The sequence below is a fragment of the Paenibacillus sp. FSL H3-0310 genome (assembly GCF_038002785.1).
GTDB lineage: Bacteria > Bacillota > Bacilli > Paenibacillales > Paenibacillaceae > Paenibacillus_AQ > Paenibacillus_AQ odorifer.
Map to the genome: position 1 here is coordinate 1592763 of NZ_JBBODC010000001.1, position 18411 is coordinate 1611173.

Here is an 18411-nt window from a genome sequence, read left to right on the forward strand (position 1 = left end):
CATGTTTCAACATTTGTTTGCTGAAATGAACAAGGTGCTTCAGGAGATCGTAACAGATTACCCTACAGCGGAGGGTGCCCGCCGGAACGAGCTTTTATGCAATTATAATATGCTGCATAGACTGAGCGACAAAGTGATGGATGAATGGCTCGCTTTTGCTGAGAAGCTTAGTTCCTTTCGCGAAAGTGCGGATTTTACAGCAGTGGTCGAAGAGGAAGTGCCGGAACAGGAAGCACCAGAGCTATGTATGGATTCCTTTGTAAGAGGTCAGGGGTATTATAAGCTGCTGATGTATGGAAAGTGTATTGATCAGTTTAAAGAAGTTATTGCGCAATACCCGGATAGCTTGGCTGCTCGATTATATTTAGCCATCTCTTATCTGCAGGAAGGTGACGGTGAGGCCGCTTGGGGTCATCTGAACCATATGCTGGGCTTGATACGGGAAACCAAGCTGAAAGCCATGGTTTATAATGCTTTAGGCTGCATACGAGCCTCACAGGAACGTTTCAATGAAGCGCAGGAATTATTTGATCTTGCTTTGCAGCATGACCCTGCGCTTCCGGAACCAAACGTTAACTTAGAGGTATGCCGCCGTCGTGGAGGGAAGCTGCATTTTGGAAATCAGCTGGTTTCCCTTTTGTAAAAGAATAACGGTTTTGGAAATTTCCATTCAAGCGATGCATCCCCTGAACCAGTGGTGTGCATCGCCTTTTTTCGCAACTTCTGTTATGCTGATTAAGAGTCTCAATTGAAAGGGAATAGAATTATAATGAAATTTGCCGTGCTTGATTTTGAAACAACAGGAACCCAATCCGTGGGTGAAATTATCCAGGTTGGCCTTGCAATTATAGAAGAAGACCGGTCCATCTCCCGGGTATATGGTTCCTATGTCAAGCCCGGAACGCCGATTCCTCCTTTTATAACAGGTCTGACGGGGATTACCGATGATGATGTTAAGGATGCGCCTGAGCTGGATGAGATGATGATGGAGCTTGTTCCGCTCTTGGATGATGTTGTGCTTGTAGGGCATAATGTCGCTTTCGACTTCCATTTTTTACAAAATGCTTTAGATCGTTGTGGTTATTTGCCATTTCAAGGGCGGATTTTGGATACGATTGATTTTCTGAAAATTTGCTTTCCTTCGCTCACATCTTATCAACTAGGCTCTGTCAGTGCTCATTTTGGAGTGACACATGATCGTCCGCATCAGGCAGATAGTGATGCACTTGCGACTGCTTTAGTGCTGCTGAAATGTCTGGAGGAGCTCTACGAGCTGCCGCTGCTTACGATCCAGAGACTCTGTGAGCTGTTTACCGAAGAGGATAGTGATCTGGGCTGGTACTTTGATGGTCTGCTGCGAGAGCGGGAAGCGGAAACGCTACAGCCCGAAGGTGATCTGACTTTCTATCGTCAATTAGCGCTTGCAGTAGGAGATTGGACGGAGTTAGCGCCACCTAGAGATGAGCATGCTGAGAATCCGCTAGCGAATTTATCTTTTACTGATTATATGGACGAAGTAACCAAACGACTTAAAGACACATTACCGCAGTATGAAAGCCGGGAAGCTCAGGATATTATGATCAATGAGGTGATGACGGCACTTGCCGAAGACAAACACCTACTGATCGAAGCGGGCACAGGAACCGGTAAATCGCTCGGTTATTTGTTGCCTGCCATTTATCAAAGCGTTCGCACCAATGAAAAAGTCATGGTCAGCACTCATACCATTAATCTGCAGGACCAATTGCGCGAGCGGGATATCCCTTTGTTAACGCAGGTAGTTCCTTTTCCGTTTAAAGCTGCTATTTTTAAGGGAAGAGGGCATTATTTGTGTCTGCGTAAGTTTGAGCATAAAATTAATAAGAAGGACTTTATAAGCCCAAGGGAAGATGCGCTTACTGCCGCTCAGATGATTGTATGGCTCACTCAAAGTGAATCAGGGGATGATGAAGAGCTGAATTTAAGCGGCCGGGGCGGTGACTTCTGGGAGACGGTGGCAAGCGATACCGATTCCTGTCTGGGCCGTTCTTGTCCTTGGTTCCGCAAATGTTATTATCATAGGGCCAAGCATGAAGCTGGGATTGCTGACGTGGTTATTACGAACCACTCCAAGCTATTCGCAGATGTTAAGGCTGGGCACCAGCTGCTTCCGGCTTACGAGCATCTTGTCATTGATGAAGCACATCATTTAGAAGATGTGGCTGGTAAACATCTTGGCATGCATATGAAGCATTTCACTGTGGCACACACGTTATCGCGACTGTATAAAGATAGCCGAAACGGACAGCTTCCTGCTCTGCGTCAGATATTACAGTCGTCAGGCAGTGAAGAGGCTTCAGAATGGAGCGGAGTCATCGATCGGATCTACCCGGATCTGCTTACCGTCAAAGAAACCTGGGATGCACTCAGCGACAAGCTGTTCAGCCTTTTGCCGGAACGCAGTGATGCAGGGGCAGGGGAAGCGGGACAACTGGTTATGCGGTTGATTCCCGCCCGTAAGCCGAAGGATTGGGATGAATTGGTTGCGCTAGAGAACACTATGAATCTGACGTTAAGCGACATCATCCGTAAGGGTGATAAAATGCTTAACGAGATGCGCGACCAGGAAAGCCAATCTTCAGCAGACAGTCTTGTTACTGATATTAGCGGTTTATTTAAGGATTTGGCTTCCATCCGTGAGCAAGTAAGATTCTTTATGGGGCTGAATGACGATAATGTAGTATATTGGCTGGAGGCAAATGGAAATTACCGCAGCAAATCACTGCAGATGTATGCCGTCCCTGTGGATGTTAGCAGCCAGCTTAAAGAGTTGTTCTTCGATAAGAAAAAAAGCATCGTGCTTACCTCGGCGACGCTGTCTGTAGATAAGTCTTTTCAATTTATGATTGATAATCTCGGACTTAACGAAGCTGCAGAAGAGGGACGTCTAATGACCTCACTCCTTCCATCTCCCTTTAAGTATCGCGAGCAGGCACTGCTAGTTATACCGCGTGATTTTCCTAGTGTGAAGGGGAGTGTGGGCGATGCTCGATTTGTCGATACACTCGTACAGTCATTATCGGAAGCTGCTAAAACAACACGTGGGCGGATGCTGGTTCTGTTTACTTCTTATAAAATGCTGCGTCAGGTATATGATCCGCTTAAAGAGGCTTTGGCCTCACAAGAGATTACGGTGCTTGGTCAAGGCGTGGAAGGTGGCAGCCGGAGCAAGCTGATCCGCCGCTTTCAGGACAGTGCAGCATCCGTATTGCTGGGGACGAGCAGCTTCTGGGAAGGTGTAGATATTCCAGGTGAAGCACTGACTTGCCTGGCCATCGTGAGACTTCCATTTCAACCGCCGAATCACCCGTTGGCGGAAGCGAAGTCGGAGTTATTACAGGCCCAGAAGAAGAATCCGTTCATGAAATTATCTGTTCCTCAAGCGGTTATTCGTTTTAAGCAGGGATTCGGAAGACTGGTTCGCACGGCGCAGGATCGCGGAATAGTTATTGTTTATGATACAAGGGTTATTGAATCTCATTACGGGAAGTATTTCCTTTATTCATTGCCTGGTCCCAAAATGGAGCATATGCTTACTGATCAAATGGTCCCTCGCATAGCGGAATGGCTAGAGGATGGCGGCGCTTCTTAAAACGCTCGTCTTCAGTTTAGCTCCTCCTTATCCTTAAGGGCGGTGTGTTACAGTACCGTCCTTAATAAGGAGAGGTAGACGTTTGAATATGGATTTTCACAAGAACATTACTATTTTTAGGAGGAAAAATATGAAATCGGATAAAATATCAGAAGCCGTTGTTCGCAGACTACCTGTGTACTTGCGTTTTTTGAATGATCTCCAGAATCGCGAAATATTAACAGTTTCCTCTCAGGAACTTGGACAAAAGCTTGATCTTAATCCCGCACAGATTCGTAAGGATTTAGCATATTTTGGTGACTTCGGCAGAAAAGGTATCGGATATGATGTAACGTATCTTATTGAGAAAATCCGTCATATCCTGAAGCTGGATCAACAGCTTAATGTAGCTTTAGTTGGAGCAGGTAATCTCGGACATGCCTTGTCTAATTACAATGCATATCTCAAAGATACTATGAAAATTACGGCTATATTTGATTCGTACGCTCCTAAGGTTGGACGTAAGATCAACTCCCTTACTGTGCAACCGATGGATGAACTAGGCAGCACAATTCGTGAGCAAGGTATTCGCATTGCCATTATTACCGTACCTGATTCAGAAGCTCAAAATGTAGCAGATATCCTCATTTCTTCTGGGATTGAAGCAATTTTGAACTTTGCCCCTGTGATTCTGAAGACACCACCGAATATCCGGGTGCATGCAGCTGATTTTACAACTGATCTGCAAAGTCTTGCTTATTACTTGCGGGATGGAAAGGAAGAAAGTGAACATGAACAACAATAAAACGATAATTAAGGGCGGGTATTTTCTGACTCCGGGAACGGATGAGCCGGTTCTGAGTGGATATATGACTATTGAAGATGATTTAATCACTTACATAGGAAAAGAAGAGCCTCAGATGGAAGCTGGAGTGCAAGTGGTTGATGGCAGCCGTCTGCTGTTCATGCCTGGACTTGTAAACACACATGGTCATGCGGCGATGTCTTTGCTGCGTGGATATGGAGATGATTTAGCGCTACAAGTGTGGCTTCAGGAGAAGATGTGGCCAATGGAGGAAAAGTTCTCCGGTGATGATGTATACTGGGGAACCTCCTTATCTGTATTGGAAATGCTGAAGGGTGGAACTACGACCTTCCTCGATATGTATGATCATATGGACCGAGTAGCCGAGGTAGCTGAGTTATCAGGTATCCGTTCCGTATTGATGCGTGGTGTGATCGGGTTATGTCCAGAGGATGTACAGAATCACAAGCTTGCGGAAGCGATTTCTTTTGCCCGTAACTGGCATGGAAAGGCTGACGGTAGAATTACTACTATGATCTCGCCACACGCCCCTTATACTTGCCCTCCGGACTTCCTGGTTAAGTTTGTGCAGGCAGCGCATGATCTGGATTTACCGATGCATACGCATATGTCCGAAACGAAACGTGAAGTGGAACAAAATGTGGCGGATTACGGGTTGCGTCCTGTAGCTCACTTAGAGAAGCTTGGCATGTTCACACGTCCCTCGATAGTTGCACATGGTGTTCATTTAAATGATGAAGAGATTGAGATCTTGGCTCGCCATAATGTGGGTGTATCTCATAATCCGGGCAGTAATTTGAAGCTGGCTAGCGGAGTGGCTCGGGTTACTGATCTTCTAAAAGCTGGTGTGAAGGTGTCTCTTGGCACGGATGGCGCGGCAAGCAACAATAACTTGGATATGTTTGAAGAGATGCGGCTTGCAGCTCTCATTCATAAGGGTGTCAGCGGTGATCCAACGGCTGTTCCAGCTCCAGAAGCTCTGCGTATGGCTACAGAATATGGCGCGCAATCCATCTTTTTAAATAATGTAGGCAGACTTGCTGTAGGGATGAAAGCAGATTTCATTGCTATTGATATCGATCAGCCACATTTGCTGCCACACACAGATCTGTTGTCTCATGCAGTTTACTCTGCTAGCGCTAAGGATGTTGAGCATGTGTGGGTGAATGGTAAACAGGTCATCAAGCATGGACAATGCTTAACCCTGGATGAGGAAGCTATCCGGCGTAAAGCGCAAGAAGCCTTCGAAGGTTTATTGAAGCGTTAAGTCTGGAGAATAACGAATAAATAATAGGCTGCGACTTTTTGCTTTTAGCAAAAGTTGCGGCCTTTTGTGTATTTTTAAGGCTGGGAAAGCTAGAAAATTATGAAATTTTGGATAAACGCGCGGGTGTGTTATATAATCAAAAAAGATATATTACTAGAAAGGGAGCTGTACCTTGAAGAAAAGGAAAAAATGGATCCTCCTGGGGTCAGTTCTGATTCTGCTCCTGGGGTTTGGACTTATCCAGTTCTATGCCTATATTATGAAAGATCAATGGAACGAGCGTGATATCGCTAAGGATGTTGCCAAAACCAGAGCGGGTCTAACAGAGGTAACCAAAGCACAAAAATCGGTTTGGGATGAAAATGCAGTGTACTGGGTATTAACTGGGAAAAATGAAGCCGGGACTGCTCTTATGGTCTGGGTCCGCTTTACGGTAGATGGAAAATTTGCTGAAGGCGACGACGCAGTGTTTGCTGAGGAACTAAGTAAAGGAACCTCGGAAGCCAAAATACGCGGCATTATCAAAGCTGATCTTCCGGACATAACGATTGAACGCTTGCTGCCGGGAGTATATAACGGAGAGTATGCTTGGCAGCTTTTTTATAAACAGAGCGGTCGGTATTATTATCAATTTTATCGCTTTTCGGATGGGTCCCGAATGGGCGAAGGTTACAGTTTACCTAAAAGTTAAGCTGAACATAAGGAAATTAAGGGTGGCATAGTAAACAAGCGAACTTTATTATAAGTTCGCTTGTTTACATTTATTTGATGTACAAAAGTGATATACTAAGTGATATACTGAATGGGTGGTTATCACCGAATATTCTCTTATATTCACATACGAAAATAGGCTGATTGATTAAAAATCAAGGCCGATTTTGTCGAAAGTGAGGAATTTATTTGGTATTGATGGAAATATTTAAAAAATTAAATTTTAAATATATTCACATTTATTTTGAAATTAGTATATACACCTGTGATATACTACTACTTGTAATTAGAACAGCAATAAGAGACTTCAGTCTCTCTGATGAGCTCTCAAGTAGCTATAAATTATTATAATGAGCTTTATATTTTGTCATCTTTGAGAGGAGGACGTTTCTTGAAATTACGTCTTGTACCTGTGCTGATAACGTCTCTACTGTCGGCTACTCTATTGTTTGGTGGCTTCTTTTTGTATCGTCAGTTTGCAATGCAGGAACCACTTCAGAAGATTGTATCTCAATATGAGGGCGTCAATAATTCTCATATCAGTATTAACCGCAATGAGGTCACTTTGAAACTTGATCTCCAGCCAGGCACGAAATTACGTGAACTGGTTCAGTACGTCTCCCAAGAAGGAAAATCGATGATTGATGGACGTACACTAAAACTTGATGTAGAACAGAACTCCAGTGAACTGCTGGATGAATACTGGGATAAAGCGATGTTCTCTGTAGCCGAAGCCATGGAGAGCCGTAAATATACACTTATACCCACAGAACTTGATGGACTCAAAGCGCAATATCCGCAATATAAAAATGTGATAGCCTCAACAGAAATTGATGACAATAATGTCTATGTAAGCTTGAGTAATGGAAAAGAAAGCAAATTTATTATTTTGCCGCGTAAACCTGCGACATTGGGGGTATGGAATAATGCCTAAATACCTTAAAGAAATTCTAATCGGATTTATTCCTGTCTTGTTTATTTTTATGGCTTTTCTAGGCATTAATATATTCCCGATTGTAATTGCTGCTGGGATGCTCACGGCGTTACTTATCATTGCTCATTTAAGAGGCGGACTTGCGGTAAATGCAGGTGCCGGGAAAAAACGCAAGAAGGATGGACCTTCAAAGCTTACTTTTGAAGAAATTGGCGGGCAAGACAATGCAAAGCAGGAGCTTCGTGAAGCGTTGGATTTTTTGATCCGGCATGAGGAAATCAGCAAATTCGGGATTCGGCCTTTGAAAGGGATTCTGCTTACAGGCCCTCCAGGAACAGGTAAGACCCTTATGGCTAGAGCAGCAGCACATTATACAAACTCTGTATTTGTGGCAGCATCAGGCAGTGAGTTTGTAGAAATGTACGTAGGTGTCGGTGCCGGCCGTATCCGCGATTTGTTTAAGGATGCCCGTACCCGCGCCCTTAAGGAAAACAAGCAAAGCGCTATTATTTTCATAGATGAAATTGACGTAATTGGCGGTAAGCGTGAGGGCGGACAGCAGCGAGAATATGATCAGACCTTGAATCAGCTGTTGACTGAGATGGACGGGATCTATAACAACGAAACACCACGCATTCTACTGGTAGCAGCCACTAACCGTAAAGAAATGCTTGATTCAGCATTGCTGCGTCCTGGCCGGTTTGACCGTCATATTCAAGTGGACATGCCTGATAAAAAAGGCCGCAGATCGATTCTCGAATTGCATGCCAAAAATAAGCCGCTTCATGCCAATGTGAACCTCGACAAAATTTCCGAAGAAGCCTATGGTTTTTCCGGTGCTCAGCTCGAAAGTGTTATGAATGAGGCAGCAATTTATATGATGCGTGAGGAATTGACAGAGGTTGAGCAGCGGCATCTGTCGATGGCGATTGACAAGGTTATGATGGGGGAAAAAACGGACAGAGAAACTAACCACGAAGAGAAAAAACGTGTGGCGATCCACGAATTGGGACATGCCATTATGGCAGAACTGCTTCGTCCGGGAAGTGTCAGTCAGGTTACGCTGACTCCGCGGGGGCAAGCCCTTGGTTATGTACGTCACAATCCTCAGCAAGAGCAGTATCTGTACACCAAAGATTATCTCGAAGATCAGATTATGATCGCACTTGGTGGAGCGGCTGCAGAAGAGATGTATTATGGCGGACGAAGCACAGGTTCACGTGGCGATTTTGATCAGGCCCTGAATATTGTCGAAACCATGATGAAATCCGGATTGACTTCGTTGGGTATTGCCAAGCTGGAAATGGTTACCACTGAAGAGCTTATGAAGGAAAACAGTAAAATATTGGACGAGTTGATGGTACGTACTCACGACCACCTTGAAAAGCAACGAAATGTATTTGATTACTCCCTTGACATTTTAATGAAGGAAGAAGTGCTCTCTGGAGAGCAATTTCGATGTCAATTTCGTGACAGCGTGCGTTTACCAGCATAAATATTTATGCTGGTTATTTTTTTTTACTTTTCAGGCATGCTAAGATATCATTATATGTCGGGCTTTATAAATTTTTGCGACAGACAAGGTACAATACAAAAGTATAGATACCTGAAAGGATGGAGACTTTTTTATGAATTTCAAGAAAATTGGTGTCATCGGCGGTGGCACAATGGGACAAGGGATTGCCGAAATGCTGGCAGCCAAGGGCCTGGATGTATTGCTGGTGGAGAAAACCCCTGAGAAACTGGACTACTCCTACGAAATGATCGAGACAAGTCTAGATAAGCAACTGGAGAAATGGGCGATCACTCAAGCTGAGAAGAAGCTGATTCTTAGCCGCATTCAAAAAGTGACACATTTCGCAGAGCTGAGCTCTTGTGACATGGTTATCGAAACAATCGTTGAGGATTTAGAAGAAAAGAAAAAAATATTAAATCAACTGGATCAAGTATGTCCAAACCACATTATTCTTGCCAGCAATACGTCAACACTTAGCTTGACTGAACTTGCAAGTTCTACAATGTATCCGGAACGCGTGATCGGAATGCATTTCATATACCCTGTAGCTAAAGTGGATCTTGTTGAAATTGTACGCGGTCTGAAAACTTCAGATGCTACATTTGAAGATACAAAATCCTTTGTTGATGAAATTGTTGAGAAAAAAGGTGTAATGATCTATGAATCCCCAGGATTTGTAACATCACGCCTCATTTGCTTGTTTATCAACGAAGCTATGCATGTATTGCAAGAGGGCGTTGCCTCCGCACAGGATATTGACGATGCTATGCGTATTGGTTATCAATTCCAATATGGACCGCTTGAAATGGCTGACAGATTTGGTCTGGATTCGGTTCTTGCTGCACTCGAAAATATGTTCCGTGAATATGGTGAGCTGAAATATCGTCCTTCCACGATCCTTAAGAAGATGGTGCGTGCAGGACAATTGGGTATGAAATCAGGCGAAGGCTTCTTCCAGTACGACAAGGATGGTGACCGTATATGAATATTCTAGTAATTAACTCCGGTAGTTCTTCTTTAAAATATCAATTGTACAATATGGCTGATGAATCCGTTTTGGCTAAAGGTTTGGTGGAACGTATCGGGATGGATTCCTCCATTCTGAACCATAAACCTACTGGTAAAGCTGAAGTAACAGAAGTAAGTGAAATTTTGGAGCATAACACAGCGATTCGTAAAGTTCTAGCTTGCCTAACGGATAAAGAGCATGGCGTTATTGAATCCATTAAAGAAATCAATGCTGTGGGTCACCGTGTAGTACATGGTGGTGAATTCTTCAAAGCTTCCGCACTTGTGGACGCTGATGCCAAGACTAAAATTCGTCAATTGTTTGACCTTGCACCCCTGCATAACCCAGCAGCAATGATGGGGATTACGGCTTCTGAAGTAAATATGCCGGGTGTACCGCAGGTTGTTGTATTCGATACTGCATTCCATCAAACAATGCCTGAAAAAGCTTATATGTACGCGATTCCTAGAGTACTGTACAATAAATATAAAGTTCGTCGTTATGGCGCACACGGTACATCACACGACTTCGTAAGCAAAGCTGCTGCGGAGTACTTGGAGCGTCCGTTGGAAGATCTGAAGATCATTACTTGTCATATCGGTAACGGAGGTAGTGTAACTGCGGTTCAAGATGGAGTGTCTGTGGATACTTCCATGGGTATGACTCCTCTGGAAGGTTTGATGATGGGGACTCGCAGTGGTGATCTTGATCCAGCAATTGTACCTTACGTGATGAACAAGGAAGAATTGTCCGTAGGCGAAGTTAACTCCATGTTGAACAAACATAGTGGACTCCTAGCAATTTCGGGCGTAAGCAGTGATATGCGTGATATTATTGAGGGTATGGAAAAAGGTGAGCCTAATTCCACGCTAGCTTTTGAAATGTATGAGTACCGCTTGCGCAAGTATATCGGTTCTTATGCGGCTGCTATGAACGGTGTAGATGCTATCGTATTCACTGCTGGTGTTGGTGAAAATGCTTCATTGCTACGTGAGAAACTGCTAAATAACCTTACGTTCCTGGGTATTGAGTTGGATGTTGAAGCTAATAAAGTTCGCTCCGGCGACCCGCGTCGTATCTCTACGGTAGATTCCAAAGTGCAGGTGCTTGTAGTTCCGACTAACGAAGAGCTTGTCATCGCACGTGATACAAACCGTATTGTGCAAGGAATTAACGGCTAAATTAGAGGAGAGATTGAAGGCATGGCTAACAAGAGTGTAATCAAGAACGTGAATGAACATGTTGGAGAAAGTGTTGTTATCGGTTGTTGGGTAAACAACAAGCGCTCCAGTGGTAAAATTCAGTTCCTGCAGCTTCGCGATGGTACAGGTTATATTCAGGGAGTTGTAGTGAAATCAGAAGTGCCTGAAGAGGTATGGGATGCAGCTAAGAGCCTCACACAGGAAAGCTCATTGTATGTGACCGGTATTATTCGTGAGGAGCCTCGCAGTCAATCCGGTTTTGAAATGACTGTTACCGGAATTGAAGTTCTGCACCTTACAGAGAATTATCCAATTACTCCGAAAGAGCATGGCGTTGATTTCTTGATGGATCACCGTCACCTCTGGCTCCGTGCCTCGAAGCAGCGGGCTGTTCTGGTTATTCGTGCGGAGATTATCCGGGCAATCCAACAGTTCTTCAACGAGAGCGGATTTACAAAGGTGGATCCTCCGATTCTGACGCCAACGTCAGCAGAGGGAACTACTAACTTGTTCCACACGAAATACTTCGATGAGGATGCTTACCTGACCCAAAGCGGACAGTTATACATGGAAGCTGCAGCTATGGCACTGGGCCGTGTATATTCCTTTGGACCAACCTTCCGTGCGGAGAAATCTAAGACTCGTCGCCACTTGATCGAGTTCTGGATGATCGAGCCGGAAATGGCCTTCACAGATCATGAAGAAAGCTTGAAGGTTCAGGAAGAGTTTATTAGCTTCGTAGTGCAATCCGTATTGAAGAATTGCCGTGCGGAGTTGGAAGCGGTAGGCCGCGATATTTCCAAGCTGGAGAATATCAAAGCACCATTCCCACGCATTACTTATGACGATGCGATCAAGTTCTTGAATGATAAAGGCTTTGAAGATATTGCTTGGGGTGATGATTTTGGTGCACCTCATGAAACAGCAATCGCTGAAGCATACGATAAACCTGTATTTATTACTCATTATCCTGCTTCATTCAAAGCGTTCTACATGAAGCCGGATCCAAATCGTCCTGAAGTCGTACTGTGTGCTGATATGATCGCTCCTGAAGGTTATGGAGAGATTATTGGGGGTTCACAGCGGATCGATGATCCTGCGCTGCTTGAAGAGCGTTATAAAGAGCACAATCTTTCGATGGACTCTTATAAATGGTACATGGATCTGCGTACTTACGGATCTGTACCTCACTCCGGTTTTGGACTTGGGCTTGAGCGTACTGTAGCTTGGATCTGTGGTCTTGACCATGTACGTGAGACTATTCCATTCCCACGTACACTGTACCGCCTCTACCCATAAGTTCTTAGGATTTGAACAAAGGGGGAAGCACATGGACGGCAAGACATGGAGTACCTGGAGCGAAGGCGTCTCCTTCGGTCTGGAGAACGGAATGGCCGTCATACCTTACGCATTACTGAAGTATTACCGGAAGCTGAATTTAAGCGGAAGTGAAGCCATGCTGCTGATTCATCTGCTCTCCTTCAGGCAAGTGGAAGGGATTGAGTTCCCTTCTCTGGAGGAGCTTCAGGTCGTAACTGGTCGTAGCATTTCCGTTCTGGCCGGAGAATTGCAGAAGCTCATGAAGGAGGGTTTCATTAGCATCGATGGAGACAACGATGAGCTAAGAGATATCCATTATGAACGCTACAATTTCTCAGGGCTATATGGAAAGCTAGGTGCTTATCTTGCGACAGCTGTACAAGAAAATGAGCAAGATAAGGACAAGGGAGCATATGGAACATCAGCTCCCCGGGCTGCTGCGTCAGGTGGAGGATTCGGAACTCCCCCCACATCTCCTTCTTCACTTGGAGATAAAGAGGAGAGCCGGAATCTATTCAGTATTTTCGAGAAGGAATTCGGGCGCCCGCTGTCTCCAATGGAATGTGAGACGATTTCTAGCTGGGTGGATCAAGACCGATACCCTGAGGAGCTGATTCTGTTAGCACTCAAGGAATCCGTATTTGCGGGGAAGGTTCATTTTCGTTATATCGACCGGATATTGCTGGAATGGGCCCGTAACCGGGTCAAGAACGCTCAGGATGTTAAGACGTATACACAAAAATTCCGCAATGGTGGAAGATAGATCGTTTAGGAGAGAACCGTATTGCTTTAGCTATTGCTAGAGTCTGTACGGTTCTTTTTTTATTTTTTTAGATAAGTGCAGGGGTAGGCGAGGATCTCAGCGTCTATTGCTGTGGGAAGGAGGGGAGAGTCATTGAGGAAGAGCTATTAATCAAGCGGATTTGCCAAGGAGACGAAGATGCGTTTCGCCAGTTTGTAAATACATACAGTCAGCACATATACAAAATCACCTATTCTGTATTACGTGAAGTCAAAGGGGCTGAAGACGCTGCTCAGGAAGCTTTTCTTCAGATGTATAGATCTCTCCCTGACTACCGTTATCAAGGCTTAAAATCATGGATTACGCGGATCGCCTTAAATAAGGCTATTGATGCCAAACGTAAACGTGATCGGCTACGAGAGTTACCTGGTGACTATGAGCTTGTGCTGAGCCAGACACCTTCTAATGAGGAGGATGTACTAGCCACTGTTGTCCGTCGTGACCGGATGAATCGTCTGTCGGGTGAGATCAACAATTTACCGGAGGGTCATCGGGAAATTATGGTGGCTTATTATCTGGAAAATAAAAAATATGAGCAAATTGCTGCTGAAAATGAAATTACTCTGAAGACGGTGGAGTCCAGACTATATAGGGCGAGACAATGGATGCGAAAACATTGGAAGGAGGACGAATGGCTATGATGAAGAGTGGAGAAAACCTAATTCGCCGCGAGCAGGCAAAAGCTTATCTTGAAGGGCAAGAAGATAGTATAGAGCGAGATGGATGGGAACAATTGCTGCTCAAGGATGAAGACACATTTGTTTCATACATGGAGATGCTGGATGAGCTAAAGGAGGATCTGCCTTCATTGGAGAATTCGTCTGCTTTTACAGAGAGAGTTATGGGAGATTGGATGGCTACGGTGAGATCTTCAGTAGTCATAGAAGAAGTAGCGGGGCAAGAAGAAGGATCACGGCGTTATCGCTGGTATGATAAAACAATCTTTCATTATGCCGTTGCTGCTTCGTTAACGCTGTTGATTATGTCTTCCGGGATGTTTGATAAGTTACTCACGGGTGAAATGGAGCTTATTGTCCCTAAGAAAGATAATTCGCCATCTTATAGCGAACAATTCATGCAAGCCACCAGCGGATGGTTGAGCCGGATTATGGACGGAAGACAGAAATGAGAGGAGAAATGAACAATGCAACAGCAGCGTAATAAAATTAAGGGTCTTTTTCTTAATATGATTCCTGGAGCAGGTCATTATTATATGGGAAGACGCCCACAAGGGATTGTTTATTTTTTGCTAAGCTTTGGTGTGTTATTTATGTCATTCTTAATCGCTATGGCTGAAGGGGATGAGGGGATTCTGGCATTGGGGGTGATCGGATTCTTACTTCTATGGATTCTTTCGATGATTCATCTGGTGATTAAATTACTGCAAATGCCCACTCCAATTGTAGCGCCTGATGGATCAATGCTGGATTTTAGTTCTACTATGCCCGTAAAGACGGAGGATAATGAACGTGTGCATGTCATCTTATTGTCTTTCATTCCTGGATTGGGTCATTTTCATATGGGGCTGATGCAGCGTGGACTATCCTTTCTGATTTCATTTTTCGGATTCATGACCGTTATGTTATTCTTGGCTGGAATTACTTCGAGTGATGCATTTTTGCTGCTGTTTGGAGTATTGCCAGTAATTTGGCTGTATTGCATGTTTGATGCAGTTCAGTTGATCCATCGTAAACAAGCAGGAGAAATGCTTGTTGACCGCACATTATTCGAAGAGATGGAGGCTGGACGTGAGGAAGGACGACGCAGCAAAGTATTAGCGACATTACTATCCGCATTTCCTGGTGCTGGACAGATGTATCTGGGACTGCAAAAAAGAGGGCTCCAGCTCATGCTTCTTTTCTTAGGAAGTATTTATGTCATGGATCTATTGCGGTTAACATTGCTCTTTTTCCTTATCCCGGTCATTTGGTTCTATAGCTTATTCGATGGCTTACAGTTAGTTAGCCGATATGGACGTGAACCTTTGCAGGATAAGCCGGTTATCGAAGGTTTCTTAAATCATCAAGGCTGGCTCGGAGCAGTCCTGATGTGTCTCGGATTATACTTTATTGTTGTGAATGTCGCAGTTCCTGCCATTGATATCAGATTTCCAGAATGGCGGCTGGAATATCGCGTAAATGAATATTTTAAGACCATTGTCGTCTCCGTGTTATTGATTGGTGGTGGGGTGAAGCTGATGACTGGAAGTAAAAATAATAAAGGTAGAAAAGGGGCGGGGGGTCAATCTTGAATAATCCAATAGAAGTAGAGTCGGGAGTCATGGTAACTAGCGAGTTTCCAGTGAACGTAGGGAAGTCTAGAAGTTGGCGTGTAGGTACGTTGTCGATGGGACTGAGCCTTTTATTTCTCGGGGCATTAATAATGGTCTCGCAGTGGAAAGGAGCGGATGTGTTCGAGACAACACTTGCTTGGTGGCCGCTCATTTTTATCTTACTTGGTTTAGAAATTGTAATTTACACCTTATGGTTCCGTGGTAAAGGGAAAATGTACTATGATGTGCTAAGTGTTCTGTTCGTCGGATTTCTGGCAGTGTGCTGTTTAGTATTCGCAGGAGTCAGCTCTTTAGGATTAACACAAGAACTTAGACATGTGATCTCATCTACGGAGGAGAATTATTCCTTGCCGGAATGGAAGGGGAATGTTCCACAGGGTGTAGGTACACTTATAATCCAGGCTGCCGAACCTTATGGAATTATGGTTGATCGAACGGCTGGGAACGAGTTGAATGTATTTGGGAGTTATTCCACGGCAGAAGGGCAACTCAAGCAAGAGCAAGAGAAGCGGCTGTTGCAAACTAAGCAAGTCGGAGACACATTTTACGTTATCTTAGGAGACATACCTAGACATCTAGTATTCGATAACTCCAGGAATGCGTTGAACGTGACCGTTGCGGCTCCTGTAAATCTAAAGGTAATCGTAAGAGATAATTATGGAAATGTTGTAACAAGGTAAAAAAAGATCGCTTCCCACCCGATGAGGGGATGGGCTGCGATCTTTTTTTGGTTAAGAACGAAGCTCTTTCTCTAGGGCAGCACCCATTTCACGTGAGCGCTCGGCACATCGGTTAACGGCAGCAATCACAGTTTCAAAGAATTCCCCTCGTTCAAGCACTTCTATAGCTGCTTGTGTTGAACCGTTAGGGGAAGTAACCTTCTTACGAAGTGCTGCGGGTTCTTCTCCCGTCTGTTGTACCATTCGGGCAGCTCCCAGCACAGTTTGAACAGTTAATTCGGTGCTTTGATCAAGTGGCAGCCCACCACGGATACCAGCGGCGATCATGGCTTCCATCATGTAATAGATATACGCAGGCCCGCTGCCTGAAATTCCGGTCAAGGTTTCCATACGTTCCTCATCAATGACTGTTGTAAGCCCGACAGCCTCAAAGATATTAAGAGCAAGGCGACGGCCTCTTTCGTCTACTTCTTTGGAGAAGGCTAGACCAGTGGCACCCAGACCGATGGAACTGGAGGTGTTAGGCATTGTGCGAACAATAGGCTGTGCTTTGCCAAGAAGACCTTGCATGGTTCGAATAGATAGACCTGCAATGACAGAAACTACAAGCTGATCCGGAGAAAGAAGCGGGCCTAGTCCGCGTAAGGATTCTGCAGCATCTTTAGGTTTCATTGCCAGTACTATTACTGGTGCGTTACGTAGGTATTCTATTTTTTGTTCGGGATCATTTGTGCCTATTACACCATAACGGCTTTTTAATTCTGCCAGACGTTCACTGCTGCTGCGATTGAGCATGATGACATTATCGGACTTCACGATATTGCGGCTAATCATCCCGCGAACGATGGCTTCTGCCATGGAGCCTGCGCCATAAAAAACAATATTATGATTCATGAGTGGAACTGAAGGTTGCTGACACATGGCTAAAATCCTCCTAAAAGTTGTGTGATAGAATACTTAAACGTGTATACTAACCCCGAATTTGTCCCGTTCCGTAGATCTTATATTTGGTTGAAGTTAGTGCAGGCAGACCCATCGGGCCACGAGCGTGGAGTTTCTGGGTACTAATACCAATCTCTGCACCGAATCCAAATTCAAAGCCATCCGTGAAGCGGGTTGAGGCATTGTGATAAACAGCGGCAGCATCCACTTCTTGTAAAAAGCGTGTGGAGTTCTCCTGATCTTCTGTTACGATACATTCCGAATGTTTCGTGCCATACTGGGCGATATGCTGCATAGCTTCTTCCAAATCACTGACGATTCTAATATTAAGGATATAATCATTGTATTCTGTAGCGTAGTCTTCTACGGTTGCAGGTAATACCCATGGGACAAGAGAGATGGTTTGTTGACAGCCACGAAGTTCTACATGAACCTCACGGAATGCTTCGGCTAAGGATAACAGATATTTGCTCGCGTAATCCTGATGAACGAGTAGTGTTTCCATAGAGTTACATACCGAAGGGCGCTGAGCTTTGGCATTTAAACTAATGTTCTGTGCCATTTCTGGCAAGGCAGTTGCATCGAGATAAGTATGGCAGATGCCTGCTCCAGTTTCAATTACGGGAACGGTTGCGTTAAGGACTACATTTTGAATAAGAGAGCTGCCTCCGCGCGGGATAATCACATCTAAAAGTCCGTTCAGCTTTAGCATTTCATCTACTGAAGAACGATTTGGGTCTTCAATCAGCTGAAGCGCGTTAGGCGGCATTGAGGTTTCAGCAAGAGCATTGTGCAGAACCTCGACAATTTTACGGTTGGAGGACAGGGCAGAGGAGCCCCCGCGCAGCACAACAGCGTTGCCGGTTTTGAGACATAGACCCGCAGCATCAACAGTAACATTGGGACGTGCTTCGTAGATGATGCCGATCACACCAATCGGAACACGCAGCTTCTGGATGTTGAGGCCGTTAGGACGTTCAATGCTTTCTAGCGTGTCACCGATAGGGTCCGGTAATACAGCGATTTGTTGCAAGCCTTCGGCAATGCTGTTAATCCGGTCAACATCTAATGCCAGCCGGTCGAGCATGGATTCCGGAGTTCCATTAAGTCTTCCTCGTTCCAAATCCTCCGCATTGGCGGTGATAATGGCGGGAGCTTCGCGGCGAAGTGCATCGGCCATGACCAGCAGTGCTTCATTCTTCTGGCCAGTTGTTAAGCTTGCTAGAACTCCTGTTGTCTCCTTGGCTAATTTACTCTTATTAATAACTTCACTCATGACGTTTCCTCCCTATATTTGAA

At 44.8% G+C, this 18411-nt stretch carries 17 protein-coding genes; 15 read left to right on the forward strand and 2 right to left on the reverse strand.

Annotated elements, in window-relative coordinates; genetic code table 11:
• The first annotated feature begins 1 nt into the window (after position 1).
• The 15 genes from MHH63_RS07165 (at position 2) to MHH63_RS07235 (ending at position 16170) form a co-directional block, all read left to right on the forward strand.
• On the forward strand, positions 2-643 hold the full coding sequence (locus tag MHH63_RS07165) for a tetratricopeptide repeat protein (RefSeq protein WP_076278335.1): 642 nt from the start codon (positions 2-4) through the stop codon (positions 641-643).
• Positions 644-769: 126 nt separating this feature from the next.
• Positions 770-3631 (forward strand): ATP-dependent DNA helicase DinG, encoded by a 2862-nt coding sequence (gene dinG / locus MHH63_RS07170; protein ID WP_076127545.1) that lies wholly within the window; start codon positions 770-772, stop codon positions 3629-3631.
• 130 nt (positions 3632-3761) lie between these two features.
• The gene (locus MHH63_RS07175) at positions 3762-4415 is read left to right on the forward strand and encodes a redox-sensing transcriptional repressor Rex (RefSeq protein WP_036676294.1); all 654 of its coding nucleotides are present in this window, start codon (positions 3762-3764) and stop codon (positions 4413-4415) included.
• Positions 4402-5703: an amidohydrolase gene (locus MHH63_RS07180; RefSeq protein ID WP_341164137.1), complete on the forward strand. Its 1302-nt coding sequence runs from the start codon at positions 4402-4404 to the stop codon at positions 5701-5703. Before MHH63_RS07175 ends, MHH63_RS07180 begins: the two co-directional genes overlap by 14 nt.
• 172 nt (positions 5704-5875) lie before the next feature.
• The gene (locus tag MHH63_RS07185) at positions 5876-6394 is read left to right on the forward strand and encodes a cell wall elongation regulator TseB-like domain-containing protein (protein ID WP_339281200.1); all 519 of its coding nucleotides are present in this window, start codon (positions 5876-5878) and stop codon (positions 6392-6394) included.
• A gap of 411 nt (positions 6395-6805) precedes the next feature.
• Entirely contained in the window at positions 6806-7348 is a 543-nt protein-coding gene (locus tag MHH63_RS07190) for a hypothetical protein (RefSeq protein ID WP_076127549.1), read from the forward strand.
• Complete coding sequence (locus MHH63_RS07195) at positions 7341-8843, forward strand: AAA family ATPase (protein ID WP_076127550.1); 1503 nt, start codon at positions 7341-7343, stop codon at positions 8841-8843. Before MHH63_RS07190 ends, MHH63_RS07195 begins: the two co-directional genes overlap by 8 nt.
• Positions 8844-8976: 133 nt before the next feature.
• Complete coding sequence (locus MHH63_RS07200; RefSeq protein WP_036676304.1) at positions 8977-9849, forward strand: 3-hydroxyacyl-CoA dehydrogenase family protein; 873 nt, start codon at positions 8977-8979, stop codon at positions 9847-9849.
• Complete coding sequence (locus tag MHH63_RS07205) at positions 9846-11054, forward strand: acetate/propionate family kinase (RefSeq protein WP_036676305.1); 1209 nt, start codon at positions 9846-9848, stop codon at positions 11052-11054. The genes MHH63_RS07200 and MHH63_RS07205 overlap by 4 nt, the downstream gene beginning before the upstream one ends.
• 21 nt (positions 11055-11075) lie before the next feature.
• A complete protein-coding gene (gene asnS / locus MHH63_RS07210; RefSeq protein WP_036676308.1) occupies positions 11076-12374 on the forward strand; it encodes an asparagine--tRNA ligase in 1299 nt (432 codons plus the stop codon).
• 31 nt (positions 12375-12405) lie between these two features.
• Positions 12406-13158, forward strand: a complete 753-nt coding sequence (locus MHH63_RS07215) for a DnaD domain-containing protein (RefSeq protein ID WP_038572407.1) — start codon at positions 12406-12408, stop codon at positions 13156-13158.
• 224 nt (positions 13159-13382) lie between these two features.
• Entirely contained in the window at positions 13383-13838 is a 456-nt protein-coding gene (locus MHH63_RS07220) for an RNA polymerase sigma factor (protein WP_254848932.1), read from the forward strand.
• Positions 13829-14326, forward strand: a complete 498-nt coding sequence (locus MHH63_RS07225; protein ID WP_341171338.1) for a hypothetical protein — start codon at positions 13829-13831, stop codon at positions 14324-14326. Before MHH63_RS07220 ends, MHH63_RS07225 begins: the two co-directional genes overlap by 10 nt.
• A 15-nt stretch (positions 14327-14341) precedes the next feature.
• Positions 14342-15448 (forward strand): hypothetical protein, encoded by a 1107-nt coding sequence (locus MHH63_RS07230; protein ID WP_076127557.1) that lies wholly within the window; start codon positions 14342-14344, stop codon positions 15446-15448.
• Positions 15445-16170: a hypothetical protein gene (locus MHH63_RS07235; protein WP_341171339.1), complete on the forward strand. Its 726-nt coding sequence runs from the start codon at positions 15445-15447 to the stop codon at positions 16168-16170. Before MHH63_RS07230 ends, MHH63_RS07235 begins: the two co-directional genes overlap by 4 nt.
• Before the next feature lie 51 nt (positions 16171-16221).
• On the opposite strand, the gene proC is transcribed toward MHH63_RS07235, so the two are convergent.
• Both proC and MHH63_RS07245 read right to left on the reverse strand, forming a co-directional pair.
• On the reverse strand, positions 16222-17091 hold the full coding sequence (gene proC, locus MHH63_RS07240; RefSeq protein ID WP_341171340.1) for a pyrroline-5-carboxylate reductase: 870 nt from the start codon (positions 17089-17091) through the stop codon (positions 16222-16224).
• Between the two features lie 49 nt (positions 17092-17140).
• On the reverse strand, positions 17141-18388 hold the full coding sequence (locus MHH63_RS07245) for a glutamate-5-semialdehyde dehydrogenase (RefSeq protein ID WP_076127561.1): 1248 nt from the start codon (positions 18386-18388) through the stop codon (positions 17141-17143).
• Positions 18389-18411 lie beyond the last annotated feature (23 nt).

What these genes read in the sequence shown, in the direction of transcription:
- MHH63_RS07165 (WP_076278335.1), top strand. Translation starts at nt 2, where the DNA reads ATGTTTCAACATTTGTTTGCTGAAATGAACAAGGTGCTTCAGGAGATC.
- dinG (WP_076127545.1), top strand. Translation starts at nt 770, where the DNA reads ATGAAATTTGCCGTGCTTGATTTTGAAACAACAGGAACCCAATCCGTG.
- MHH63_RS07175 (WP_036676294.1), top strand. Translation starts at nt 3,762, where the DNA reads ATGAAATCGGATAAAATATCAGAAGCCGTTGTTCGCAGACTACCTGTG.
- MHH63_RS07180 (WP_341164137.1), top strand. Translation starts at nt 4,402, where the DNA reads ATGAACAACAATAAAACGATAATTAAGGGCGGGTATTTTCTGACTCCG.
- MHH63_RS07195 (WP_076127550.1), top strand. Translation starts at nt 7,341, where the DNA reads ATGCCTAAATACCTTAAAGAAATTCTAATCGGATTTATTCCTGTCTTG.
- MHH63_RS07200 (WP_036676304.1), top strand. Translation starts at nt 8,977, where the DNA reads ATGAATTTCAAGAAAATTGGTGTCATCGGCGGTGGCACAATGGGACAA.
- MHH63_RS07205 (WP_036676305.1), top strand. Translation starts at nt 9,846, where the DNA reads ATGAATATTCTAGTAATTAACTCCGGTAGTTCTTCTTTAAAATATCAA.
- asnS (WP_036676308.1), top strand. Translation starts at nt 11,076, where the DNA reads ATGGCTAACAAGAGTGTAATCAAGAACGTGAATGAACATGTTGGAGAA.
- MHH63_RS07215 (WP_038572407.1), top strand. Translation starts at nt 12,406, where the DNA reads ATGGACGGCAAGACATGGAGTACCTGGAGCGAAGGCGTCTCCTTCGGT.
- MHH63_RS07225 (WP_341171338.1), top strand. Translation starts at nt 13,829, where the DNA reads ATGGCTATGATGAAGAGTGGAGAAAACCTAATTCGCCGCGAGCAGGCA.
- MHH63_RS07230 (WP_076127557.1), top strand. Translation starts at nt 14,342, where the DNA reads ATGCAACAGCAGCGTAATAAAATTAAGGGTCTTTTTCTTAATATGATT.
- proC (WP_341171340.1), bottom strand. Translation starts at nt 17,091, where the DNA reads ATGTGTCAGCAACCTTCAGTTCCACTCATGAATCATAATATTGTTTTT.
- MHH63_RS07245 (WP_076127561.1), bottom strand. Translation starts at nt 18,388, where the DNA reads ATGAGTGAAGTTATTAATAAGAGTAAATTAGCCAAGGAGACAACAGGA.